Source organism: Pseudomonas sp. Tof1, from assembly GCF_055390395.1.
This window is the reverse complement of the sequence record NZ_AP024344.1, coordinates 3,817,070-3,840,399: the sequence shown is the minus strand read 5'-3', so window position 1 is coordinate 3,840,399 and position 23,330 is coordinate 3,817,070. Positions and strand designations below refer to the sequence as shown.

26 protein-coding genes and 1 pseudogene are annotated in these 23,330 nt (G+C 63.0%); 14 read left to right on the top strand and 13 right to left on the bottom strand.

What is annotated here, in order from left to right; genetic code table 11:
- Positions 1-21 precede the first annotated feature (21 nt).
- From ACZ5KU_RS17305 to ACZ5KU_RS17295, 3 genes are read right to left on the bottom strand one after another with little or no spacing between them, the layout of a single operon-like run.
- Positions 22-1,200, bottom strand: a complete 1,179-nt coding sequence (locus ACZ5KU_RS17305) for an acetyl-CoA C-acetyltransferase (RefSeq protein ID WP_416769143.1) — start codon at positions 1,198-1,200, stop codon at positions 22-24.
- Positions 1,201-1,214: 14 nt separating this feature from the next.
- Positions 1,215-1,874, bottom strand: coding sequence for a CoA transferase subunit B (locus ACZ5KU_RS17300; protein WP_017902124.1), 660 nt, complete (start codon positions 1,872-1,874; stop codon positions 1,215-1,217).
- 34 nt (positions 1,875-1,908) lie between these two features.
- On the bottom strand, positions 1,909-2,607 hold the full coding sequence (locus ACZ5KU_RS17295) for a CoA transferase subunit A (protein WP_026144891.1): 699 nt from the start codon (positions 2,605-2,607) through the stop codon (positions 1,909-1,911).
- Between the two features lie 143 nt (positions 2,608-2,750).
- Between ACZ5KU_RS17295 and ACZ5KU_RS17290 the strand changes: the two genes are divergently transcribed.
- From ACZ5KU_RS17290 to ACZ5KU_RS17270, 5 genes and pseudogenes are all read left to right on the top strand, one after another.
- On the top strand, positions 2,751-3,653 hold the full coding sequence (locus ACZ5KU_RS17290) for a LysR family transcriptional regulator (RefSeq protein WP_054060778.1): 903 nt from the start codon (positions 2,751-2,753) through the stop codon (positions 3,651-3,653).
- Between the two features lie 69 nt (positions 3,654-3,722).
- Positions 3,723-4,292 carry a DUF4174 domain-containing protein gene (locus ACZ5KU_RS17285; protein ID WP_054064354.1) on the top strand — a complete coding sequence of 190 codons (570 nt, stop codon included), beginning with the start codon at positions 3,723-3,725 and terminating at the stop codon, positions 4,290-4,292.
- Positions 4,293-4,335: 43 nt separating this feature from the next.
- A complete protein-coding gene (locus ACZ5KU_RS17280; protein WP_464735909.1) occupies positions 4,336-5,109 on the top strand; it encodes a class I SAM-dependent methyltransferase in 774 nt (257 codons plus the stop codon).
- Positions 5,110-5,184: 75 nt separating this feature from the next.
- On the top strand, positions 5,185-5,580 hold the full coding sequence (locus ACZ5KU_RS17275; RefSeq protein ID WP_054059989.1) for a GFA family protein: 396 nt from the start codon (positions 5,185-5,187) through the stop codon (positions 5,578-5,580).
- A 213-nt stretch (positions 5,581-5,793) separates the two neighbouring features.
- Positions 5,794-6,578 (top strand): annotated as a pseudogene (locus ACZ5KU_RS17270) (sulfite exporter TauE/SafE family protein).
- On the opposite strand, the gene ACZ5KU_RS17265 reads toward ACZ5KU_RS17270, so the two are convergent.
- Positions 6,579-7,457 (bottom strand): LysR substrate-binding domain-containing protein, encoded by an 879-nt coding sequence (locus ACZ5KU_RS17265; protein WP_416769138.1) that lies wholly within the window; start codon positions 7,455-7,457, stop codon positions 6,579-6,581.
- 138 nt (positions 7,458-7,595) lie between these two features.
- Between ACZ5KU_RS17265 and ACZ5KU_RS17260 the strand changes: the two genes are divergently transcribed.
- From ACZ5KU_RS17260 to ACZ5KU_RS17250, 3 genes are all read left to right on the top strand, one after another.
- Positions 7,596-8,228: a DUF998 domain-containing protein gene (locus tag ACZ5KU_RS17260; protein ID WP_054064351.1), complete on the top strand. Its 633-nt coding sequence runs from the start codon at positions 7,596-7,598 to the stop codon at positions 8,226-8,228.
- Complete coding sequence (locus ACZ5KU_RS17255; protein ID WP_054059985.1) at positions 8,225-8,518, top strand: hypothetical protein; 294 nt, start codon at positions 8,225-8,227, stop codon at positions 8,516-8,518. Before ACZ5KU_RS17260 ends, ACZ5KU_RS17255 begins: the two co-directional genes overlap by 4 nt.
- Positions 8,519-8,597: 79 nt before the next feature.
- On the top strand, positions 8,598-9,164 hold the full coding sequence (locus ACZ5KU_RS17250; protein WP_054059984.1) for a nucleotidyltransferase family protein: 567 nt from the start codon (positions 8,598-8,600) through the stop codon (positions 9,162-9,164).
- Between the two features lie 6 nt (positions 9,165-9,170).
- Here ACZ5KU_RS17250 and ACZ5KU_RS17245 read toward each other — a convergent pair whose 3' ends face one another.
- From ACZ5KU_RS17245 to ACZ5KU_RS17235, 3 genes are all read right to left on the bottom strand, one after another.
- On the bottom strand, positions 9,171-9,740 hold the full coding sequence (locus ACZ5KU_RS17245; RefSeq protein WP_054059992.1) for a hypothetical protein: 570 nt from the start codon (positions 9,738-9,740) through the stop codon (positions 9,171-9,173).
- A gap of 814 nt (positions 9,741-10,554) precedes the next feature.
- Positions 10,555-11,124, bottom strand: coding sequence for a carboxymuconolactone decarboxylase family protein (locus tag ACZ5KU_RS17240; protein ID WP_273826257.1), 570 nt, complete (start codon positions 11,122-11,124; stop codon positions 10,555-10,557).
- A gap of 10 nt (positions 11,125-11,134) precedes the next feature.
- Entirely contained in the window at positions 11,135-12,463 is a 1,329-nt protein-coding gene (locus ACZ5KU_RS17235) for an aspartate aminotransferase family protein (RefSeq protein WP_416769135.1), read from the bottom strand.
- A gap of 211 nt (positions 12,464-12,674) precedes the next feature.
- Here ACZ5KU_RS17235 and glnH point away from each other — a divergent pair, with 211 nt between their 5' ends.
- Genes glnH through ACZ5KU_RS17210 form a run of 5 tightly spaced genes read left to right on the top strand, consistent with a single transcriptional unit; the run spans position 12,675 to position 16,792 of the window.
- Positions 12,675-13,418 carry a glutamine ABC transporter substrate-binding protein GlnH gene (gene glnH, locus ACZ5KU_RS17230; RefSeq protein ID WP_054059981.1) on the top strand — a complete coding sequence of 248 codons (744 nt, stop codon included), beginning with the start codon at positions 12,675-12,677 and terminating at the stop codon, positions 13,416-13,418.
- Between the two features lie 31 nt (positions 13,419-13,449).
- The gene (gene glnP / locus ACZ5KU_RS17225; RefSeq protein ID WP_054059980.1) at positions 13,450-14,106 is read left to right on the top strand and encodes a glutamine ABC transporter permease GlnP; all 657 of its coding nucleotides are present in this window, start codon (positions 13,450-13,452) and stop codon (positions 14,104-14,106) included.
- Complete coding sequence (gene glnQ, locus ACZ5KU_RS17220) at positions 14,103-14,825, top strand: glutamine ABC transporter ATP-binding protein GlnQ (RefSeq protein WP_416769133.1); 723 nt, start codon at positions 14,103-14,105, stop codon at positions 14,823-14,825. Before glnP ends, glnQ begins: the two co-directional genes overlap by 4 nt.
- Positions 14,826-14,837: 12 nt before the next feature.
- Complete coding sequence (locus ACZ5KU_RS17215; RefSeq protein WP_464735908.1) at positions 14,838-15,875, top strand: C45 family autoproteolytic acyltransferase/hydolase; 1,038 nt, start codon at positions 14,838-14,840, stop codon at positions 15,873-15,875.
- Positions 15,876-15,886: 11 nt separating this feature from the next.
- Positions 15,887-16,792 carry a MurR/RpiR family transcriptional regulator gene (locus ACZ5KU_RS17210; RefSeq protein ID WP_054059977.1) on the top strand — a complete coding sequence of 302 codons (906 nt, stop codon included), beginning with the start codon at positions 15,887-15,889 and terminating at the stop codon, positions 16,790-16,792.
- A gap of 77 nt (positions 16,793-16,869) precedes the next feature.
- Here ACZ5KU_RS17210 and ACZ5KU_RS17205 read toward each other — a convergent pair whose 3' ends face one another.
- The 4 genes from ACZ5KU_RS17205 to ACZ5KU_RS17190 form a co-directional block, all read right to left on the bottom strand.
- Positions 16,870-17,340, bottom strand: a complete 471-nt coding sequence (locus ACZ5KU_RS17205) for an arsenate reductase ArsC (protein ID WP_054059976.1) — start codon at positions 17,338-17,340, stop codon at positions 16,870-16,872.
- A 27-nt stretch (positions 17,341-17,367) separates the two neighbouring features.
- Positions 17,368-18,651 carry an arsenic transporter gene (locus ACZ5KU_RS17200; protein WP_464735907.1) on the bottom strand — a complete coding sequence of 428 codons (1,284 nt, stop codon included), beginning with the start codon at positions 18,649-18,651 and terminating at the stop codon, positions 17,368-17,370.
- A 22-nt stretch (positions 18,652-18,673) separates the two neighbouring features.
- Complete coding sequence (locus ACZ5KU_RS17195) at positions 18,674-19,021, bottom strand: metalloregulator ArsR/SmtB family transcription factor (protein ID WP_464735906.1); 348 nt, start codon at positions 19,019-19,021, stop codon at positions 18,674-18,676.
- Between the two features lie 221 nt (positions 19,022-19,242).
- A complete protein-coding gene (locus tag ACZ5KU_RS17190; RefSeq protein WP_054064343.1) occupies positions 19,243-19,698 on the bottom strand; it encodes a VOC family protein in 456 nt (151 codons plus the stop codon).
- A 205-nt stretch (positions 19,699-19,903) separates the two neighbouring features.
- On the opposite strand from ACZ5KU_RS17190, the gene ACZ5KU_RS17185 reads away from it, so the two are divergent.
- Positions 19,904-21,343 carry an APC family permease gene (locus ACZ5KU_RS17185; RefSeq protein ID WP_464735905.1) on the top strand — a complete coding sequence of 480 codons (1,440 nt, stop codon included), beginning with the start codon at positions 19,904-19,906 and terminating at the stop codon, positions 21,341-21,343.
- A 36-nt stretch (positions 21,344-21,379) separates the two neighbouring features.
- On the opposite strand, the gene feaR is transcribed toward ACZ5KU_RS17185, so the two are convergent.
- Together feaR and ACZ5KU_RS17175 are read right to left on the bottom strand one after the other, a co-directional pair.
- Positions 21,380-22,342, bottom strand: a complete 963-nt coding sequence (gene feaR / locus ACZ5KU_RS17180) for a transcriptional regulator FeaR (RefSeq protein ID WP_054059971.1) — start codon at positions 22,340-22,342, stop codon at positions 21,380-21,382.
- Between the two features lie 147 nt (positions 22,343-22,489).
- The gene (locus ACZ5KU_RS17175; protein ID WP_416769124.1) at positions 22,490-23,323 is read right to left on the bottom strand and encodes a phosphodiesterase; all 834 of its coding nucleotides are present in this window, start codon (positions 23,321-23,323) and stop codon (positions 22,490-22,492) included.
- Positions 23,324-23,330: the final 7 nt, after the last annotated feature.

Sequence of the window (23,330 nt, the reverse complement as noted above, 5' to 3'; positions counted from 1 at the left end):
TTGCCCGCGAAGGGACCTTTTTTAACGCTCGATCGCCAGTGCCACGCCCTGGCCACCGCCGATGCACAGGGTCGCCAGGCCTTTTTTCGCATCACGCTTGATCATTTCGTGCAGCAGGGTCACCAGCACCCGGCAACCCGAGGCGCCGATCGGATGGCCCAATGCAATGGCGCCACCATTGACGTTGACCTTGCTGGCGTCCCAACCCAGTTCCTGGCCCACCGACAGCGACTGGGCGGCGAAGGCCTCGTTGGCTTCGATCAGGTCCAGTTGCTCCAGGCTCCAGCCGGCCTTTTCCAGGCAGCGCCTGGTCGCGCTGACCGGGCCGATGCCCATGATCGCCGGGTCGACACCCGCGTTGGCATAACCGGCGATCTTCGCCAGCACCGGCAGGCCCAGGGCCTCGGCCTTGGCGGCGCTCATCAGGATCACCGCGGCGGCGCCGTCGTTCAGCGACGAGGCGTTGCCCGCGGTCACCGTGCCGTCCTTCTTGAACGCCGGCTTGAGTTTGGCCAGCGCCTCGGCCGTGGTGCCGGCGCGTGGCTGTTCGTCGGTGGCGAATGCCAGCGGGTCGCCCTTGCGCTGGGGAATCAGGATCGGCGTGATCTCGTCGACGAAACGCCCGGCCTCGATGGCGGCCACGGCCTTCTGCTGCGAGGCGGCGGCGAAGGCATCCTGGGCTTCACGGCTGATGTCGTACTTGGCCACCAGGTTCTCGGCGGTGATGCCCATGTGGTAGTCGTTGAACGCGTCCCACAGCCCGTCGCTGATCATGGTGTCGATCATCTGGCTATGGCCCATGCGCAGGCCGGTGCGGGCACCGGGCAGCACGTAGTTGGACAGGCTCATGTTTTCCTGGCCTCCGGCGATGATCACCTCGGCATCGCCGCAGCGGATAGCCTGGGCGCCCAGGTGCAGGGCCTTGAGGCCCGAACCGCAGACCTTGTTCAGAGTCATGGCCGGCACGGCGTGGGGCAGGCCGGCCTTGATCGCGGCCTGGCGCGCCGGGTTCTGGCCGGCACCGGCGGTGAGCACCTGGCCCATGATCACTTCATCGACCTGCGCACCGTCCAGGCCGGTCTGGCTCAGCAACTGGCGGATCACCGCCGCACCGAGATCCACCGCGCTGACGTTGGCCAGCGCACCCTGGAAGCTGCCGATCGCCGTACGGGTGGCGGCAACAATCACTACGTCTTGCATCGCTTCATTCCTCATCAGGAAAACTGCATTTCAGGCACATGGTCGGGAACGATCAGTTTACCCGCGGTCTTGCTGACAATCTCTTCGACGCTGACGCCAGGAGCGCGTTCCTTGAGGACAAAAGCGCCATTTTCGATTTCCAGGTAGGCCAGGTCCGTCAGCACGCGCTTGATGCAATTGGCACCGGTCAGCGGCAGGCTGCATTTGGACAGCAGTTTCGATTCGCCATCCTTGGAGGCATGGGTCATGGTGACGATGATGTTCTCGGCTCCCGCCACCAGGTCCATGGCGCCGCCCATGCCCTTGACCAGCTTGCCGGGGATCATCCAGGAGGCGATGTTGCCCTGCACGTCGACCTCGAAGGCGCCGAGTACGGTCAGGTCGATGTGGCCGCCGCGGATCATCGCGAAGGATTCGGCGGAGGAGAAGATCGACGCGCCGATACGGGCGGTGACGGTCTGCTTGCCGGCGTTGATCATGTCGGCGTCGACCGCGTCTTCGGTGGGGAAGGCGCCCATGCCGAGCAGGCCGTTTTCCGATTGCAGCATGACTTCCATGCCGGCCGGGATGTAGTTGGCGACCAGGGTCGGGATGCCGATGCCGAGGTTGACGTAGAAGCCGTCCTGCAGCTCGCGGGCGACGCGCTGGGCCATTTGTTCGCGGGAAAGTGCCATGTTCTTGTTCTCCGTAAGTCGAGGGGGCCGGGGATTACTTGCGCACGGTGCGCTGTTCGATGCGCTTCTCGAACGTGCCGCAGATGATCCGGTCGACGTAGATGCCCGGGGTATGGATCTGCGCCGGGTCCAGTTCGCCCGGCTCGACGATTTCCTCGACTTCGACCACGGTGATCCGGCCGGCGGTGGCCGCCAGCGGGTTGAAGTTCTGTGCGGTATGGCGATAGATGACGTTGCCGAAATGGTCGGCTTTCCAGCCCTTGACGATGGCGAAGTCGCCGGTGATGGATTCTTCCATCAGGTACGGGCGGCCGTTGAATTCACGGGTTTCCTTGCCCTCGGCCACGGGGGTGCCGACGCCGGTGGCGGTGAAAAAGGCCGGAATGCCAGCCCCGCCGGCGCGCATCTTCTCGGCCAGGGTACCTTGCGGGGTCAGCACCACTTCGATTTCCCCGCTGAGCAGTTGCTTCTCGAACAGGGCGTTCTCGCCGACGTAGGAGGCCACCACCTTGCGGATCTGCCGGTCTTCGAGCAGCACGCCGAGGCCGAAACCATCGACGCCGCAGTTGTTGGAAACCACGGTGAGGTCGCGGGTGCCACGGCGCTTGATCTCGGCGATCAGGTTTTCCGGGATGCCACACAGGCCGAAGCCGCCGGAGAGTACGGTCATGCCGTCTTCGAGGCCGGCGAGGGCCTCCTCGTAGGACGCCACGCGTTTATCGAAACCTGCCATCTGCATGATCCTCTTTTGTTGTTCGTTGGCCTTCACGACCTTTGGACAGAGTGTTGCTCCGGGAAATATATTTGTTAAGTTGATTTTTAGGTTTGATTGATTGAGAAAAATCAATAAATGCCCGCTGCCATGAGAAAATTCCGATGACCGTCAAACAGCTTAGGGCGTTTCTCGCCGTTGCCCAGAGCCTGAGTTTCGCCGTGGCCGGTGAACGGCTGTTCCTCTCGCAATCGGCCCTGAGCCTGACCATCAAGGCGTTGGAGGAAGGGCTGGGCGGGCGCCTGTTCAGTCGCAACACCCGCAACGTCGCCCTGACTCCCGAGGGCGAGGCGCTGGTGCCGCTGGCCCGGCGCCTGATCGCCGACTGGGACAATGCCGAGGATGAATTACGCCAACGTTTCACCCTGCAGCGCGGCCGGGTGACCCTGGCGGCGATGCCGTCGTTCGCCGGCAACCTGCTGCCGCCGATCCTCAAGACCTTTCGCGCGCGCTACCCGCAGGTCAACGTGGCGGTGAACGATGTGATCAACGAGCAGGTACTGGAGATGGTCGGCGATCGCCAGGTGGAGTTGGGCGTGGCCTTCGAGCCGCTGCAGAACTCGTCGTTACGCTTTACGCCGCTGTACATCGATCGCTTCGTGGCCGTGGTGCCGGCGGATTCGCCGCTGGCCGACGCGGCCGAGATCGATTGGGACACCTTGCTGCGTGAGCCCTTCATCACCTTGCAGCGCCCGTCGAATGTGCGGGTGATGCTCGAGGAGCACCTGCATGCCCGGGGCATGACCTTGCCGGTGGAGTTCGAGAGCCATCAACTGGCGACGGTGGGGCGCATGGTCGCCAGTGGCCTGGGCGTGAGCGCGGTGCCGGCGCTGTGTGTCGGGCAGATGCGCGAGCTGGGTGCGCGTTGCCTCACCCTGCATGGGCCTGTGGTCGAGCGGGCCATCGGCGTGTTGACCAAACCGGGCCATGAGTTGTCCACGGCGGCCCAGGCGCTGTTCGATATCCTGTTGGAAGAAAGATCCCGTTACCTGAATTTTGAGAAATAACTCGGCCCTGTGTGGATCTTTTCCTACGATGCGCAATCATTACCCCATGAATATTCAAAGGAGGTGTGTATGTTCGTCCGGTCTTTGACCCTCGCCGCCCTGTCGATCTTCGCGTCCGGCCCGTTGCTGGCCGCCGATGTCGACTCTCCGTTGGCCCAGGACTTCGGAAAATCCCGCGCACTGGTGGTGATTGCACCGAGCACCGCGGACCCGACCCTGGTCGGGTTGAAGAAGGCCCTTGACGAGCCGGCCAACCGCAAGGCGTTCGACGAGCGTCAACTGGTGCTGTACGAAGTGGCCCAGACGGTGGGCAAGCGCGCCGACAAATACATGGAGCAGCCGACCACCATGGCGCTGATCCGTGGACTGAAGCTGGGCGTCACACCGGAAGGCAAGTCCACGGTGATTCTGGTGGGCAAGGACGGCCAGCAGAAGACCCTCGAGCATGACGGGCCGTTGCCGATCGCCGAGGTGTTCAAGGCGGTCGATGACTTGCCGGCTGCCGAGAAAGCTACCGTCGCGCCGACACCCGCGCCAGCCCCGGCCGCCGCCGAAGCCAAGCCGGAGAAGGGCGGCAAGCCCGGCAAGGCGGAAAAACCGGGCAAGGCGCCTGCCGCGCCCAAGGATCTGGATGACTGATTCGGGTAGTATCCTGCAGGATTGACCTACGGAGATCGCTGGTATGTCGGGTGTTCACCAGGCTGCACAAGTCGGCTTCAGCGCCGAAGCCAAGACCTACGCCCAGGGGCGCCCTGACTATCCCGCCGAGTTGCTGCCATGGTTGCGTGACACCCTGGGCGCCGTCCCCACTGCCCGGGTAATCGATCTGGGCGCCGGCACCGGCAAGTTCACCCGCCTGCTCAGTCAGACCGGGGCCATGGTGACCGCGGTCGAACCGGTGGAGGCCATGCGCGCCGAGCTGTTGGCGCGCCTGCCGCAGGTGCGCGCGCTGTCGGGCACCGCCGACGCCATGCCGCTGGACGCCGGCAGCGCGGATGCGCTGACCTGTGCCCAGGCCTTTCACTGGTTTGCCCATGAATCATCGCTGGCCGAGATCCATCGGGTACTCAGGCCCGGCGGTCGGTTGGGGCTGGTGTGGAACGTGCGCGACGAATCGGTGGACTGGGTGGCGCAGATCACCCGGATCATCACGCCCTACGAGGGTGACACGCCGCGTTTTCATACCGGTGCCTGGCGCTTGCCCTTCAACGACAGTCGCTACTTCTCGGCGCCGCAACTGAGCCATTTCGAGTACAGCCATGTGGGGACGCCCCGGGAGGTGATCATCGATCGATTCCTGTCGGTCAGTTTCATCGCGGCGTTAGCGCCGGCGGAAAAGGCCGCTGTCGCCGATCAGCTTCAACAGCTGATTCAGACCCATCCGGCCTTGCGTGGCCAGGAAACCGTTGCCTTTCCCTATCGCACCGAGGCCTATTGCTGCGTGCGCCGGGATTGATGTCTCGCGCGACCTGACGCCTGCTGCGGCAGCGGTGTAGGATGCCCTCGAATCAGCCATGAGCCGGGAGCCGATATGAAGGGCAGTTGTGCGTGTGGAACGGTCACCTATGAAGTCGATGCGCTCGACATGCCGATCGGGCATTGCCATTGCCAGACCTGCCGCAAGACCCACGCGGCAGCGTTTGCCAGCACGGCCGGCGTCAAGCGTGAACACTTTCGCTGGAAGACGGGGCGGGACGCGCTGACGGCCTATGAGTCGTCACCTGGCAAGCTGCGGCATTTCTGTTCGCGTTGTGGCTCGCACCTGATGGCCGAGCGGCTGAACATGCCGGTGGTGATCGTGCGAGTGGCGACGTTGGACGAGGACCCGGGGGTGATCCCCGAGCAGCACATCTGGGTGTCCCATGATGTGCCGTGGTTGCGGTACGAAGGGCTGGTGCAGTATCCGCAGTGGCAGCCGGGGCGCTGATCACAGTACTGACCCCTTGCTGTTCGGGGTTTCCTCCCGGTTCCCCCTGGGGTTATGAGGTGTTCTCAAGGAGGCAAATCCCTCTGCTGAAACAGAAAAAGCATCAGCCCGATCATTGATATGGTTATAACGATAGATTTTATTTTTATAAACGGTCATAAGATTAACCGCTATGCTGCGCGCCTGTTTTGGTCGTCTCGCCAGGGTTTGCTAATGGATGTCGGTAATTTCGGTTTTGTCGTAGCAGGCTTGGTGGTCGGCTTTATCGTAGGGATGACGGGCGTCGGTGGCGGCTCGCTGATGACGCCGATTCTGTTGTGGTTCGGTATCAACCCGGCAACCGCCGTGGGTACGGACTTGCTCTATGCGGCCATCACCAAGTCCGGTGGCGTGCTGGTGCACAAGCGCAACGACAATATCGACTGGAAGATCACCGGCTGGCTGACCCTCGGTAGCGTGCCGGCAGTGTTGCTGACCCTGTGGTTTCTCAGCAGCCTGAACGAGGCGCCCGATGAACTGAACCGCATCATCAAGCAGGCGCTCGGCGTGGTGCTGTTGCTGACGGCGCTGGCGGTGCTGTTCAAGAAGACCTTGCTGAGGTTCGCCCACCAGCGCGGCGTCGACCACTCGCGAATCAGCGCGCCCAAGCTGAACGGCCTGACCGTGCTGACCGGCCTGGTCCTGGGCACCATGGTGGCGCTGACCTCCATCGGCGCCGGGGCCCTGGGCACGGTGGCGTTGTTCATCCTCTATCCGTTCCTGCCGACCCGGCGCCTGGTCGGCACCGAGATCGCCCATGCGGTGCCACTGACGCTGGTGGCGGGCCTGGGCATGCGGGCATGGGCAACATGAACTGGGAACTGCTGGGCTTCCTGTTGATGGGCTCGTTGCCCGGGATCTACCTTGGCAGTCATCTGGCCGGACGGGTGGCCGACGGATTCCTGCGGCCGTTCCTGGCGTTGATGCTGTTCACCATCGGCTACAAGCTGGTGTTCTGATCACGCGGGAAGGTGACTGGCGCCTTCCTCGATCAGCCAGCGTTCGAACTTCTCCAGCGCCGGCGGGCGCTGCGCTGCAGGTCGGGTGACCAGCACATAACGTTCGCTCAACTGGGTGAACGTTGGCCATGGCGCACTGAGCCGGCCTTCCTTCAATTCCTGCTCGACATAAAGCCGCGGCACCAGGGCCATGCCGATGCCGGCCTTGGCCGCTTCAATCAGCAGCGCGTAGCGATCATAGGTAGGGCCTGCCGAAATGCCGGGCAGTTGCAGGTTGGCGAGCTGCGCGTAGCGGTCCCAACCGTAGGGGCTTTTATGCTTGTGCAGCAGCGGCATGTTGTGCGCCACGCTGTCGGCCAGGCGTGGATGGCAGACCGCGACCACGGGTTCCTCGAACAGCGACTGCACCTTCATCGACTGCCAGGTCGGGTGCTCGTAGTTGATGGCCGCATGCAGGTCGCTTTCCTCAAGAGAGAAAGGCTGCGTCCTTTCGCGCAGATTGACTTCGATGTCCGGGTGACGCTCCCGAAACCGCGCGAGCCTGGGGATCAGCCAGCGGCTGGCGAGGGTCGGGATCACGCCGATTTCCAGTGAGGTCATGCCTTGCGTGTCGCTCATCAACTGGCGGGTATGGCGTTCGATGTCGGCCAGCGCCGTGCGCATGCGTGCCGCATAGCTGGCGCCGGGAGCGGACAGTTCGACGCGGTTGCCCACGCGATGGAACAGCCTTACCCCGATGAAGTCCTCCAGCTTGGCGATCTGGCGGCTGATCGCACCTTCGCTCAGTGCCAGTTCCTGTGCGGCCTTGGCGAAGCTCTGGTGGCGAGCGGCGGCTTCCAGGGCGAGCAGCGCGGAGGTGCTCGGCAGGCGTCGAGTCATTGAGGGCCATCCATGGGGCGGGGGCGGCATCATGACGCATGCGCAAGCTGCCTTGCAAAAAAATCGGTAACGCATGAGAGGGCTGTTCCCTAGCATGGAGCGCGGACTGATCATTACAAGACAAGGGAGCGCCATACCGTGAAAACCACCGATCGTGCCTTGCTGGGATTGGGCGTACTGATTCCGTTCTGGCTGTTCCTGGGGGTTACCCTGACTGCGCTCGCCTATCCGGGCTACAGCCATCTGGAACTGGCCATGAGTCAATTGGGCGCCGAGGGGGCACCCACCCACAGCTTCTCGGCCTGGGTGAACAACTTCCCGTTGGGGCTGTGGTTCATGCTCTTTGCCTGGGGGCTGGCCAGACGTTTCAGGGACTCGCGGCTGGCGCTGCTCAGTGCGGCGCTGATCTTCGTGCATGGCCTGGCGAGCCTGGCCACCGGCTACTTCTCCTGTGACCAGGGCTGCGTGCCTGCCCAGCCATCGCTCTCGCAACAGATCCACAACCTGTCGGGGCTGGTGATGTTCGTTTCGCTGACGCTGGCGGCATTGTTCTGGGTGTTCCTCGGCAAGCGACTGCTGTCGTCATCCGGCTTCGGCGTGTTTTCGGCAATCTGTGTCATCCTGTCGATCGTTACCGTGGCGATGATGGCCAAGGCCTTCGCCGAGGGGCACCTGTTTGGCCTGTACCAGCGACTCAACTATGGGGTGTCGGTGATCTGGGTCGCAGTGCTGGCAGTATTGGCCTTGCGTGGAACAGCGAGAGCAGAATGAGTGATAGGCAGGGCAGCATCCAGGACAGGATCAAGGCGTTGGTGGCAGCCAGCGCAGTGGACGAGATCACCTACAAGTCGGAGTGGCTGGGCTACCTGCCTTTCGGGGCTTTCCACTGGATCGAGCATCAGGGCAAGGATGTTTCCAGCGATTTCCCCGCAGGGTGGACGCTTGAGGACCTGACGGGGCTTGAGCGTTGCGGGTTCCTGGAGGTGCTTGAAACTCACCAGGACCCGGAGGATGAATTCGATCGATGGATCAGGTATCGCGTTTGCGTGACACGCCCCTGAGCCAGGATGAACCCGTGTTCGGGGCCGCTGGGCACCAGCGCCACAGCACGGCGAGCAGCAGATCCCAGAGGACTCCCATATGACATTGACTGTCGAACGCCTGATCAGCCTGGCGATGCTCAATCCGGCCAACGCTCAAATCACCGCACGCCTGCCTTCGCTGGGCCTGAACCAGTGCATGCTCACCGCAGGCTGCCTGTTCCAGGCCGTGTGGAATCACCAGGCGAAACTGCCGGCAGACTGGGGGATAAAGGACTACGACGTTTTCTACTTTGATGAGGACCTGTCCTGGGAAGCCGAGGATGCGGTTATCCGCTCGGTCGAGCGACTGTTCCAGGATCTCGGGGTCAATATCGAGGTGAGGAACCAGGCCCGTGTCCATCTTTGGTACGAGGAGCGGTTTGGCCGCTCCTACTCCCAACTGCATTCGACCCGGGAGGGGATCGACCGCTACCTGATTGCCGGGACGTGCATCGGGTTGGATGTCGCCTCGGGGGAAGTCTATGCGCCGTATGGGCTGGCTGACGTGGAGCAGGGCATTCTGCGTATCAACCCCGAATACCCTGATCCGAACCTGTTCGAGCCCAAAGCAAGAAGCTATCAGGCTCGATGGCCCTGGTTGAGGATCATCCCGACCGGGTCGTAGCGATCCTCAACGCAGCTCGGTCACCAGGAAAAAGTGATGCCCGTAGGGCTGCACCGACGCATTATCCTGCCATTGCCTGTCGTTCCTGGGCTGGGTCAGTGGCTTGTCCGTTTCGTCATAGACGAGGGTATAGGCCACGTTCGTGCCGACATCGCCACCCGTTGAGCCCCAACTCCACTCATGGTACTTGGCCGACGACTGCGGCAGGCTGCGAATCGTTTCCAGGTAGACATGCCGCTTCAACTGAAAGCTCACCCAGCCGGCATCCACGCCATAGTGGTACGAGGCCGTCAGCAGGCCGACGGTAATGACGGGGGCTACGACGACTGACACCAGGCGTTTCCAGCGGCGCGTCCAGAGATTGGCCGCGAACCCTACGATGAAACTGCCGGATGCGACCAGCGCGGGTGCAGCGAGCAGGGGGATCAGGAGCAGCCAGAGCCCCAGGAGGCGGTCCAGTTCACTGCTGATGTAGAGAATCAGGCAGAACACCAGCCAGTCGCCGAGATGGCGTGCGGTGAAACGGTCGGCCTGGTCTTCTGCGGACGGTTTGATGCTGCTATCGAGAATGCTCAAGGCGTTTTGTCCTTCCATGACAACGCGAATTGACCCGGCTTCCTTTCGCGTACTGCTGTACCAGAAGGGGCGGGAATGACTTCAACTCGCAACGATCTCTCCTGAGATCGTCGATGACCGGGTTCCGTCCCTGGGAGACGGTATAGTCAATAGTGACTAGTCAGTCAAACCTTATTAAGTCTCGATGATCGGATGTTTGAACTGTTCGACAAGCCGGGGGCGAGTGTTTCCTGTTACTTGCAATGCTCAAGTTGTGTGAGGGCCTTTGCCGTAGAGCGAATCCAGGGTGGCACCGCGGCGGAGAGCTGTTGCTTCGCACACTTGTATTTTGGCAGTGACGGATTGGATAGAGTAAGAGCTATGGCCTTTTGATATTAATTTGCCTTCATTGTTTGATGGCAGTCATGCAACTAGCGTGAAACTGTGGCTGGCCCGTTCATGCTCGAAAAAACACCACTTCATATGAAAGCCTGTCCATTTGTCGGCTATGTCCCGGCGTAACTTGGCACGCGGGAAGAACATTGGACCCTTACTCGATATATCATTCGGTCTGAAGGTGAGGGTGCACTCAGGCAGCGGCACCGTTTGGGGCGACCTATCGCTATCTCAGGCAGTTCCTCGCACAACAACGAGCGCGGGGTCGCCTTTCCAGCAGAGGGCATCTGTGATGACGAAAGTGTGACGGTTGCACGGTGCCTGGAAGGCGGCTCCGTGCCGGGGAGCCGCCATGGGGATCAAGGGTTGCGGCGCTTCAGGAAACCCTCGATGACGCCGGCGAAACAAGTCGTGGAACCGCAATCAACAGGCGGGCACATCAGCCAAGCGACTCGTCAAACGGCAACGGCACGTTCGGGTCACGCCGGACTTCAAACACGTTGAGCGTCATCGCCACCAGCGTGTAGTAGCCATACACACCGATCAGTTCGACCAGTCCCGGCTCGCCGAACAGCGCCACGCCCTGTTCATAGAGGTCGGCTGGCACGCGCCGGGTCTCGTGGAGCGATTGGCCGATGTCGTAGACGCATTGTTCGTCTGCCGCCTCGAACAAGGGGGCCTGCTGTGCCCTCAAGGCATCGATGATCGCCCCGGACAAGCCGGCGGACCTGGCGATGGGCTCGTGGATCTGCCACTCGGCCTGGGAGCGCCACCAGGCGGCAGTGGTCAATATCGCCAGTTCGGTCAGGCGCAGCTCAAGGCGCGTGCCGTACCGGCAGAACGCTCCCAGGCGCTGGGCGTGATCGGCCAGCGCAGGGCTGTGGATCCACGCCAGGAACGGCCCGTCGAGGTTGCCACGCGGCCCCTTGAGGATGTCGGTGAGTACGCGCTGCTGATCTTCGCTCATGTTGCCGGCTGGCAACGGGGTCAGTCGGGATCTGATTTCCATGGGGGCTCCGTCAGAGTGCGTTGATGGCCACGTCGATGGCGCGGGCCAGCTTGTGGGCGATCTCGTCGATGTGGTGTTCATCGATGATGAACGGCGGTGCCAGCAGGATATGGTCGCCGTATTGGCCATCCACCGTGCCCCCCATCGGATAGCACATCAAACCTTCATTCATGGCGGCTTTCTTGAGGCGTGCGTGCAGCTTGAGTTCGGGGGCGAACGGGGTCTTGTCCTGCCGGTCGGCGACCAGTTCAAGGCCCTGGAACAGGCCGCGTCCGCGGATATCGCCGACATGGGCATGGTTGCCCAGCACTTCCATCAGGCGAGCCTGCAATGCATTGCCCCTGTCGATCACCCGATTGAGCAGGCCGCGCTGCTCGATGGCCTTCTGCACCGCCAGCGCCGCGGCGCATGCCGTAGCGTGGCCGATGTAGGTGTGCCCGTGCTGGAAGTAGCCGGAACCGTTCGCGATGGCGTCGCGTATCCGGGCACTGACCAGCGTCGCGCCAATCGGCTGGTAGCCGGCCCCCAGCCCCTTGGCGATGGTGATCAGATCGGCGCTGATACCTTCCTGCTCGGCGGCGAACAGTGAGCCGGTACGCCCCATGCCGCACATGACTTCGTCCAGGATCAGCAGCACGCCGTAGCGGTCGCACACCTGCCGGATCTGCCGGAAGTACCCGGGGACCGCCGTGACCGCACCCAGGGTGGCTCCCACCACCGGCTCGGCGACGAAGGCCATGACATTGTCCGGCCCCAGGCGGAGGATTTCCGCCTCCAGTTCGAGTGCAAGGCGAGTGGCAAACTGTTCGGCAGTTTCGCCGTTGCGCTGCTCGCGGTAGGCGTAGCAGGGGCTGACATGGCTGACGTCGATCAGCAGCGGCTCGAATTGGCGGCGACGCCACTCATTGCCGCCCGCCGCCAACGCGCCCAACGTGTTGCCGTGGTAGCTCTGGCGGCGCGCAATGACATGCCGGCGACTTGGCTGGCCGATTTCCACGAAGTACTGCCGGGCCAGCTTCAGTGCGGTCTCGATGGCTTCGGAGCCCCCCGAGACGAAGTACACCGACTCCAGGCCGGCCGGCGCGCGGGCCACCAGAAAATCCGCCAGCTCTTCCATCACCTCGGTGGTGAAGAATGAAGTATGCGCATAGGCCAATTGCCCGATCTGCTGCCTGACGGCCTCGATCACCTGCGGATCGCTATGGCCCAGGCACGAGACCGCTGCACCGCCACTCGCATCCAGATACCGGCGCCCAGTGCTGTCGATGAGGTACGGCCCGTCGCCCGCAACGGCGGTGGGATAGGTTTGGGTGAAGCTTCGGTGCAGTACGTGGCTCATGATTCCTCCAAAGTTCATGCAAATAATACTTGCATATGGCAATGAAGCAACGGATATTTGCATTGCAGCAAGTGCAGAGTCACTGCTCGCTGGAATCCCTGGCATGGACTCGCCACCTAAAAACAATCAGGGGCCCGCCCCATACGTACTGACTGCCGCTTTCCCTCGCACCGACATCGGTGATCGAGCCCCCTTTTGCAGAGGAAAGACGATGAAAAAATTCTTCAAGGTATCGCTCGCAGCTGTGGCCCTTGCCATCACCTGCACTTCCCAGGCCGCCGACAAGGAACTGTTGATCGCCACGGACACGGCGTTCGTGCCGTTCGAGTTCAAGCAGGGCAATGAGTATGTCGGCTTCGATATCGATCTCTGGGCGGCCATCGCCAAGGAGATGGGCGTCAAGTACAGCCTCAAGCCGATGGATTTCAACGGCATCATCCCGGCCCTGCAGACCCATAACGTGGACGCCGCCCTGGCGGGGATCACCATCAAGGAAGAGCGCAAGCAGGCCATCGACTTTTCCGACGGCTACTACGACAGCGGCTTTTTGCTGATGGTCAAGAGCGATAACGACAGCATCAAGGGCGAAGCGGACGTCGCCGGCAAGACCGTGGCGGTGAAGAGCGGCACCTCGGCGGCCGACTATGCCAAGGCCAACTTCAAGGCCAGGGAACTGCGCCAGTTCCCGAACATCGACAATGCGTACCTGGAACTGCGTACCGGTCGTGTCGATGCCGCCATGCACGACACGCCCAACGTGCTCTATTACATCAAGACGGCCGGCGAAGGGCAGGTCAAGGCGGTGGGCAGCCAGATGATGGCGCAGCAGTACGGTATCGGCTTCCCCAAGGGCAGCGAACTGCGCGAGCCGGTCAACGCGGCGCTGAAAAAGCTGCGTGAGGATGGCACCTACGCGCGCATCTACGAGAAATGGTTCGGCACCCAGCCGCAGTAATCCCTTCCGCTTTTCTTGAGAGTTTCCGGTTATGCATTTTCAATGGAGCGCCATCTGGGATGCGCTCCCCGTTTTGCTGGAAGGCGCCAAACTCACGCTCTGGATTTCCATCCTGGGCCTGATCGGCGGCGCCGTCATCGGCGTGATCGCGGGCTTTGCCCGCGCTTACGGCGGGTTCCTCAGCAGTCGGGTAGCGCTGGTTTTCATCGAACTGATCCGTGGCACCCCGATCATGGTGCAGGTGATGTTCATCTACTTTGCCTTGCCCCTGATGATTCCGGTGCGCATCGACCCGTTCAGTGCCGCCGTCACCACCATCATGCTCAACTCGGGGGCCTACATCGGCGAAATCACCCGGGGCGCGGTGCTGTCGATCAACAACGGGTTCCGTGAAGCCGGCCTGGCGCTGGGGTTGTCCCGCCGCGACACGCTGCGCTACGTCATCGCGCCGCTGGCATTTCGCCGGATGATTCCGGCGCTGGGCAACCAGTGGATCGTCAGCATCAAGGATACGTCCCTGTTCATCGTCATCGGCGTGGCCGAGCTGACCCGCCAGGGCCAGGAAGTGATCGCCGGCAACTTCCGGGCCATGGAGATCTGGTCCGCGGTCGCGGTGATCTACCTGGTCATTACCCTGGTGCTCAGCTACGTCCTGCGCCGTATGGAAGCGAGACTCAAAATCCTATGATCGAATTCAAGAACGTTTCCAAGCACTTCGGCAGTACCCAGGTACTGCACAACATCGACCTCACTATTGCCAGCGGCGAGGTGGTGGTCATTATCGGTCCGTCGGGTTCGGGCAAGTCCACCCTGTTGCGCTGCATCAACAAGCTTGAGGAAGTCACCGAGGGTGAGCTGATCGTCGATGGCCTGCGGGTCAACGACCCCAAGGTGGATGAGCGGCTCATCCGCCAGGAGGCGGGCATGGTGTTCCAGCAGTTTCACCTGTTCCCGCAAATGACCGCACTCGAAAACGTCGCCTTCGGGCCCATCCGGGTGAGGGGGGCGGGCAAGGCCGAGGCGCATGCACTGGGGCGTGAGCTGCTGGCCAAGGTGGGGCTGGCCGAGCGCGCCGACCATTACCCGTCGCAACTGTCCGGCGGCCAGCAACAGCGCGTGGCGATTGCCCGTGCCCTGGCGGTGAAACCGAAGATGATGCTGTTCGATGAGCCGACCTCGGCGCTGGATCCCGAACTGCGCCATGAAGTGCTGACGGTGATGAAGGCCCTGGCCGAAGAAGGCATGACCATGGTGATCGTGACCCATGAGGTCGACTTCGCGCGCAAGGTGGCGAGCCGGCTGATTTTCATCGACAAGGGGCGCATCGCCGAGGACGGCGCACCTGAAACGCTGATCGCCAACCCACCCAGCCCGCGCCTGCGGGAATTTCTCCAGCACGTGTCATAAGGTCGCCTAACCATGCTCGCTCAACTTCACATTGCCGGCAGCGCGTACGACCTGGGTTTGCGCCTGGGCGAATTCGGTCGCGAGGCCGTCAACACCCGGCTGCGGCCCTTGCCGCTGTGGCAACGGCTGGCTGCCTTGGCCGGTTCCGACAAGGCCCGGCAGATGCAGGCCCTGGTGCGTCGGCACTACCCGCGTTACTGGCAGGAAATCGAAGGCCTGGCCGCCGGGCTGCAACTGCCGGTGGACGAAGTCTTCCTGTGGAACTGCCGCGGTGACTTCGCGGGGCTGGCCAGCGTGGACGGCTGTACCACCGTCTACGGCCAGACGCCGCAGGGCACGCTGATTGCGCACAATGAAGACGGGCTGCCGCAACTGCGCAACGATTGCGCGATCGTGCATGCCCGGCCCGATGAAGGCGCGGCCTTCACCAGCTTCATCTACCCCGGTTCCATTCCCGGCCACACCTTTGCGGTGAATGAGCATGGCGTGGTCGCCACCGTCAACAACCTGCGGCCAACCGATATTCCCGCCGGCTTTTCCCGCCAGATCCTGGGACGCGCGTCGCTGGATGCCCGGTCCATCGACGAGGCGATTGCCGCCGTTGCCACCACGCCGAGGGCCGGGTCCTTTCACCATGCCTTCGGCCAGGCGGGTTCGACGCGGGTGGTCAGTGTCGAGGCGAGCGCCGCCGCAACGGCCGTGGTCGAGGTGGTGCAACCCGGCGGGCATTCCAACCACATGGTCCACGGGGCCCTTGCCGGGGTCGGCCAGGTGGTGACCGGCAGCTCGGGGTCGCGCCAGCAGCGGGTGGAGCGCCTGCTGGCAGAGGCGCAGACGGGCTTCAATCCATCGCGGGCCCTTGAGCTGTTGCGGGATGAGGCGGACCCGGCCCTGCCCATCTATCGCTGTGCGCCCGATGACCCGGATGACGAAAACACCCTGGCCACCGCGGTCTTCACCCTGACCGCGAGCACTGTAGAATGGCGCGTTTATACCCACCGCTCGACGGAGCAGCCGGACGCAGCGGGTGTGGTTTCTGTTTCCAGATAACGGATGGCCGGATGAGCAAAGCAAGCGAGCAACTGCCCGAAACGGTCAGCGGTTTGAAAGAACTGTTGGCCGCCATCGAGCGACAAGAGGTGGACATAGCCCTGGGCAGCAGCTCGACCCGCGTGCTCACGTCGCTGATCGAATCCCCCCAGCGCGCTGCCGTCTCGTCGATCAGCGAATTGGCGGAGCAACTGGGGGTCAACGCCTCCACGCTGTCCCGCCTGGCCCGGCGCCTGGGGTATTCGGGCTTCAGCAAGCTGCAGGACGTGTTCCGTCGCGAGCTGACCGAGGGCAAGAGCTTCTACAGTGACCAGGCTTCCCGGCTGGTGGTCGGCCACGATGATTCCGGCGCACTCAGCCAACTGGCCCGACTGGGTCGGCAGGAAAGCGCCAACATCGCCAGCATGGTCGAGCAGGTCGACCCCGAGACCTTCGGCCAGGTGGTCGCCCGGTTGAGCACGGCAAGGCGCGTGCGCATTCATGGCATGCGCCAGTTCAACTCCCTGGCGCTGTTCATGTCGTACGGCCTGGGGATGTTGCGTCCCGATGTCAGCACCCTGGACTCCAGCCGCCAGGGCGTGGCCGATGCCCTGGCGCAGATGGATGCCGGCGATGTACTGGTGGTTGCCAGCTGCTTCCCGTACACCCCGAGTGTGCTGGCCACGGCTGAAGTAGCCGCGCGACACGGCATCGACGTCATCGCGCTGACCGACTCCGCCAGTTCGCCGCTGGCGAAGTCGGCCCTGCACAGCTTCTACGTTCCCAACCACAGCCTGTTCTTCAGCAACAGCATGTGCGCCTTCATGCTGCTCGCCCAGGGGCTGCTGAGCGCGGTTGCCAGCTCCCTCGGGGAAGCCTCGGTCGAGGCGCTGAGGTATCGTGAGAAACTGATTTCCGAGCTCAACGCTTCCTTGTAGTGCGTGTGGCGGCAGACAGGCATCGACGAACGGCGAAGGGGCGAGAGGCGCCGTGGGGCGATATCCACTGCTCCGGCCTAGAGTGTGCCGATACGATCCAGTTCGCGTTTGAGCCCTTCGTGATCGAGCGTGGCGAAGGGCAATGCGAAAAAGGCACTGCAGCGTTTCCTGATGCGCGCCAGCGTGGCGTGGAAGGCGGCATCGATCGACGCCTCGTCGCCCACCACCTCCGAGGGATCCTCCAGCCCCCAGTGGGATTTCAGCGCGGGGCCGAAATACACCGGACAGGTTTCGCCGGCGGCCTTGTCGCAGACGGTGATGACGATGTCCGGCGGGTTGTCCTCGAAGGCCTCGTTACCCTTGCTGCTCAGGCCTGCTATGGAAATGCCGGCCTGCTGCAGGGTGCCGAGGCTGCGCGGCAGCACTTGCCCCTTGGGGAAGCTGCCGGCGCTCACGGCCTCGAAGCCTGACGGGGCCAGGTGGTTGAACAGGGCTTCGCAAAGAATGCTGCGGCAGCTGTTGGCCGTGCACATGAACAGGACTCGCATGGAGGGTTCCTCGCTTCGGGGTGGACTTCAGAGGCTCAGGCGCAGGGCCAGGGCTGAAAGGGTGATCAGCAGGACGGGCAAGGTCAGGAGAACGCCGACCCTGAAGTAGTAGCCCCAGGTGATGCGCACGCCCTTGCGCTCCAGCACGTGCAGCCAGAGCAGCGTGGCGAGGCTGCCGATGGGCGTGAGCTTGGGGCCGAGGTCGCAACCGATGACATTGGCGTAGATCATCGCCTCGCGCACCAGCCCATCGGCAGCGCTGGCCTGGATCGACAGGGCGCCGACCAGTACGCTGGGCATGTTGTTCATCACCGACGACAGCAGCGCCGAGAGCAGCCCGGTGCCGAGGGCGGCGCTCCACAAGCCGTGCTCGGCAAGCCGGTCGAGCAGATGAGTGAGCAGGTCCGTGAGGCCGGCATTCTTCAGGCCATAGACCACCAGGTACATGCCAAGGGAAAAAATCACCACCTGCCACGGGGCCTCGCGCAGCACACGGCGGGTAGAAATCCGCTGGCCACGGGCCGCCACGGCGAACAGGCAGGCTGCACAGGCGGCCGCCACGGCGCTGATCGGGATGCCCAGGGGTTCCAGGGCAAACAGGCCGCCCAACAGGACCAGCAGTGTCCACCCGCCAACGATGAAGGTCGCGCGGTCACGGATGGCCGTCTTCGGTTCCTGAAGGGCTTCGAGTGCGTACTGCTTCGGAAGATCGCGACGGAAAAACACGAACAGCACCAGCAGGGTGGCGGCCACGCTGGCTAGGTTTACCGGAACCATCACCGAAGCGTACTCGGCGAAGCCCAGCCTGAAGTAGTCGGCCGAGACGATGTTCACCAGGTTGGAAACCACCAGCGGCAGGCTCGCGGTGTCGGCAATGAAGCCGGCAGCCATGACGAAGGCCAGGGTCGCGGCTGGCGGGAAGCGCAGGGCGAGCAGCATCGACATGACGATCGGCGTGAGAATCAGTGCGGCCCCGTCGTTGGCGAACAATGCCGAAACGGCAGCGCCGAGCAGCACGCAGAAGGCAAACAGGCAATGACCGCTGCCGTTTGCCCAGCGGGCCACGTGCAGGGCGGCCCACTCGAAGAAGCCGGCTTCGTCCAGCAGCAGGCTGATGACGATCACGGCGATGAAGGTGGCCGTGGCGTTCCACACGATCGACCAGACGGTGGGAATGTCGTGCAGCGACACGGCGCCGGTAGCCAGTGCGATGCTCGCACCGAGCGCGGCGCTCCAGCCGACGCCCAGGCCCTTGGGCTGCCAGATGACCAGAATGAGGGTGAAGACGAAGACGGCAGTGGCGACCAGCATGAAAGACTCGCTCGGTGGGTTGTCAGCAGCAGGAGGTGGTGCGTACGGGGCGGTCGTCCATGTTCTGCAGGCGTGCGGCATTGTCCTGCAGCCACGTGGCGTTGGCCTGCAATGTCACGTGCAGCATCTCGTGGACCCAGGCGGGCAGTTCCGGGTTGAGCCGGTAATACACCCACTGGCCCTGCCGGCGATCGAGCAGCAGGCCGCTGCTGCGCAGTTGCGCCAGATGGCGGCTGATTTTCGGCTGGCTGTCATCCAGGGCGCACATCAGCTCGCAGACACACAGTTCGCCCAGCTTGGCGATCAGCAGGGTGGCGCGGGCGCGTGTCTCGTCGGCCAGGTTCTTGAAGACCTCGGGGGGAGTGATCACGGGAGCTACCTTGTATATATGGATAATCGAATATACGGATATCCATATTTAAAAGGCAAGCCCGATCGACGTTATTTCGCTGGTCCCGCAAGCGGTTGCCTGAGCCCGCGGCCATCGTGGTTGAACAGGCGACCGGGGCTCCGCAAGTGGCCACAAGCGTGCAGGCGAGCAAATGGTATCGCTTTGGCTTCTAGGCCGCCGCCTGAATCACACGGGGCATCTCAGGCAAACGCTTTCTCGAGAAAGGCCCCGAGCGTCTTCTCTTCCAGAATCTCGATGGAAAAGTGCCCGAAGCGCTTGGGCAACCAGATGATGCGCGTTCCGGAGGGTGACTGCAGATCCTCGCGGGTCAGGGGATTGCCGTTCTCGTCTTCCGGCTGGACCCCGCAGGCGATCAGTTCGTCGTAGGCCTTTTCGATATCCGGCGTGGTGTAGCAGTGGCGATAGATCATGCCTTCGCCCACGGTATCGAGGAGCTGCTTCAGGTTGCCGGCCAGCGGCTCCACCAGCATGAAGCGTTCCTGCCCGATCAGCGCAACGGCGTAGCGCACATGCAGGCCGCCGCGGTCCCAGACCTGTGTCGTCGAGATCCTGGCCTGGAGTATCCGGGCGTAGTAGTGACAGGCCGCTTCCAGGTCAGCGACCAGTACGTCCACGTGGCTGAACTTCAAATCCATCGCCTACCTCCTTTTGATCGAGCCGGCAGAGTAAACCGGCCGGTTTGTCGTTGTCGCGCTGCATTGGATGCGGCGGGCCTGGTGTCACTGTCAGTCAAGCAATGGCGCTTATCGCCAAGACGTCCCGGGTGGAGCACTTTTAAGCTGGACTCCCGATCGTCTCCGAGTTCGGACACAACAATTTCAATAACCCCGGATGAATGCCATGAGTGCGAATATTCAAACAACCGGCACGTTGCGCAAGAATGCCCTGGGCATGTGGAGCATCGTGTTTTTCGTGATCGCCACCAATGGACCGCTGACCGGATTGGTCGGTGTGGTGCCCACCGCGATCCTGATGGGCAACGGCATAGGACTGCCGGGTGTGTTTCTGCTGGCAGGACTGGTGTACCTGTTGTTCGCGGTGGGTTTCGTCGCCATGGGGCGGTACGTACGCAACGCCGGGGCGTTCTATGCCTACGTTTCCAGCGGGTTGGGGCGGCCGTGCGGCACTGCCTCGGCGTTCCTCGCCATCACCGCGTATGCCGGCATGCAGATCGCCTGCTATGGCCTGATCGGCTTTTTTACCGCGCAGGCGCTGGAGAGTTTCGGCATCAGCCTTTCGTGGTGGGCGGTCAGCATGGGCTACGCGGCGCTGATCCTGTGCTTCGGCACCCGCAACGTCGAGTTCAACGGGCGTTTCCTGGCCTGGTTGATGCTCGCCGAACTGCTGGTGATTGCGGTCTTCGACCTGGCAGTGATCGTTCATCAGGGCGGGCCGGAGGGTTTCAGCCTGGCGCCGTTGCAGCCATCGAACGTCTTGGCCCCGGGATTGGGCGCGGCGCTGGTGTTCGTGGGCGGCGCCTTCATGGGGTTCGAGACTACCGCCATCTATGCCGAAGAAGCACGTGAACCGCACAAGACACTGCCTCGCGCGACCTTCCTCGCGCTTTTGATCATCATGGGGTTCTACGCCCTGTCGTCATGGCTGATGATCGTTGCCATCGGGCCATCCCATGCAACGGCCTTCATCGAGCAGGATCCGGGGGCCGTCTGGTTTCGCCTGGCGAACGAGTGGGTAGGGCCGCTGCTCGCTGATTCGATTCATGTACTGTTGATCACCAGCCTGTTCGCCGTGTTGCTCAGCTTCCACAATTCGTTGTCGCGTTACCTGTTCGCCCTGGGACGGGAAAGGGTGCTGCCGCGGGTGTTCGCGCTCACCCACGCGCGGCATCAGACTCCCTGGTTGGCCAGCATTTTCCAGACCGCACTGGTGCTGTTGATCATTGCGGCCTGTGCAGTGCAGGGCGCCGATCCGATCACCCAGGTACTGCCGTTGGGCAGTGCGCCAGCCACGCTCGGTATTCTGGCCGTGCAGGCGATGACTTCCGTCTCCGTCATTGCCTTCTTCCACCGCGATGCCAGGGGCAGCCATCTCTGGCAACGGCTGATCGCGCCGCTGTTGAGTGCGGGCGCGCTGGGTTACGGCATCTACCTGATCGTCATCAACATGGCCCTGCTGACCGGTGGCGAATCGATCTTCAATCAGTTGATTCCGCTGGGCATGCTCGGTGTGGCGCTGTCCGGTCTGCTGCTGGCCGGCTACCTGCGCTGGCGCAGGCCGGTGGTCTATCAGAACCTGGGGCGGGTCCTGAGCGAAGTCTGATACCCGGCAGCCGGTCCTTGGGGCCGGCTGTATTCTTCAGTTGCAGGCGGCCATGCGGAAGTCCTTCGGCGACTGGCCATAGCGGGCCTTGAACGCCCTGGAGAAGTGACTCAGGTCGCTGAAACCCCAGTCGAAGGCGACGGCCGATATCTTCTGTTGGTCGACGTGCTGCGCCAGCGATTCGGCGCAACGTTCCAGACGCCGCTCCATGATGTAGCGGCCAAGGGTGATGCCCTCATGGGCGAACAGCCGATGCAGCGTGCGCAGCGAGCAGCCCATGGCCCGGGCAATCAGGGCCGGGCTCAGCTCGGGGTTGGCGAGGTCGTCGTTGATCACCTGTTGCGCCCTGTTGAGCAACTGCGCCTGGGTCCGTGGAGCGCAGGAGGGATGTTGGCGTATGTCTTCGCTCACCAGTGGCCGAATCAGGTGCAGCAGTGCATCCATCATGGCCTCTGTTGCTTCGGGGGTGTCGCTGCTGCTTTCGAACAGTTCGGTGACCAGTGCACCGGCGATTCGCCCGGGTCCCGAATCGGCGCGCAGGGTGCGGTTGAGCAGCAGCCGGCGCCCGGATGCCAGCCGCTGTACCGTGTGACGCGGCAGGATCAGTGACAATTGGCCGGCCATGCCCTGGAAGCGAATGTCACAGGGCCGGGTGGCATCGAGCAGCACCAGATCGCCCGGCTGCAGCAGGCTCTGCTGCGCGCCATGCTCTATCCGGGCACTGCCGCTGGATTGGTGGACGAGGAAGAAGCAGTCATTGTCGTCATGCCGGATATCGTGGTGGTCGCGGTGGATATGCGGGCTGTTGCTGATGATTCGGGCACCCACCCGGGTTGGGTCGAGGGCGGGTGCGATGATCTGTCCGGAAAACTCAGTGATCGCTCGACCTGGCGGCGGCTCGCAATGAAACGCCCCGCAGTGGGCCTGCAAGGCGTGTTCCCAACGGCCGAAACCGTCACGTCCGTGAAAGCGATCATTATTCTGGACGAGCCCTTTCATGTTCCACCTCTGCACGCTTGTTCCTGCGATGGGTGCAATGTCGCCGCCAGGGGTGGCGATGGGCAGAAAGATAACATGTTAACGGGCGCCCTTCACGTCCTGAGACGCCATGAGATCCCGGGTGTGCAGACCTGATCATGTCCCCGCTCAGTCAATCAACCCATTCTCGTCATAAAACGGATACGGCCCCGCATATTCCCCGAACACCCCGTTGTGCGTCACCAGCCCACGCTGCGGGTGCCAGGCATGCAGCAGATAGCCGGCCGGCTCCAGGTTGAAGTGCGCTGGCGCCGTGTCCTGCAGGTCGAGAACGATCTGGTGGGACGTGCCTGGGCAGACACAGCAGACACTGCCGCCGAAACGACGCTGCATGGCGCGATGCAGGTGCCCGCAGAGCAGGCGTTCGACCTGCGGATGGCGCGCCACCACCGCTTCCAGCTCCGGTGCGTTCTGAAACGACTCGCGGTCCATGTGGCCGATACCGGTGATGAAGGGCGGGTGGTGCAGGACCAGCAGTGTCGGCACTTGCGGGCGCAGGCCCAGTTGCCGGTCGAGCCATTGGAGTTGCGCTTCGGTGATACGGCCACCGTGGGCGCCAGGTGTGGTCGAGTCGAGACCGATCAGGCGCACCGGATGCTCGTCCACCACCCAGTCCAGCGGACCGTCGGCCGAGCGCGGCAGGTAGTGATGGTCGGGCAGACCGGCCAGCATGTGCCCGCGCTGGTCGTGGTTGCCGGGCACCAGGTAGCAGGGCATCCGCAGGCGCGCCAGCTCGGGAGCCAGCACGGCGTATTCATCCGCCCGGCCAAAGTCCACCAGGTCGCCGCTGATCACCACGATATCCGGGCGCGGGATGCTCGCGTTCAGGTGCTCGACGGCACGGCGCAGGGCGGCGAGGGTGTCGACCACGCCGTAGGTCAGGCGCTGGCCGGCCTTGAGGTGCAGGTCGCTGATCTGGGCGATGAGAAACGAAGAATTCAAGGAAACC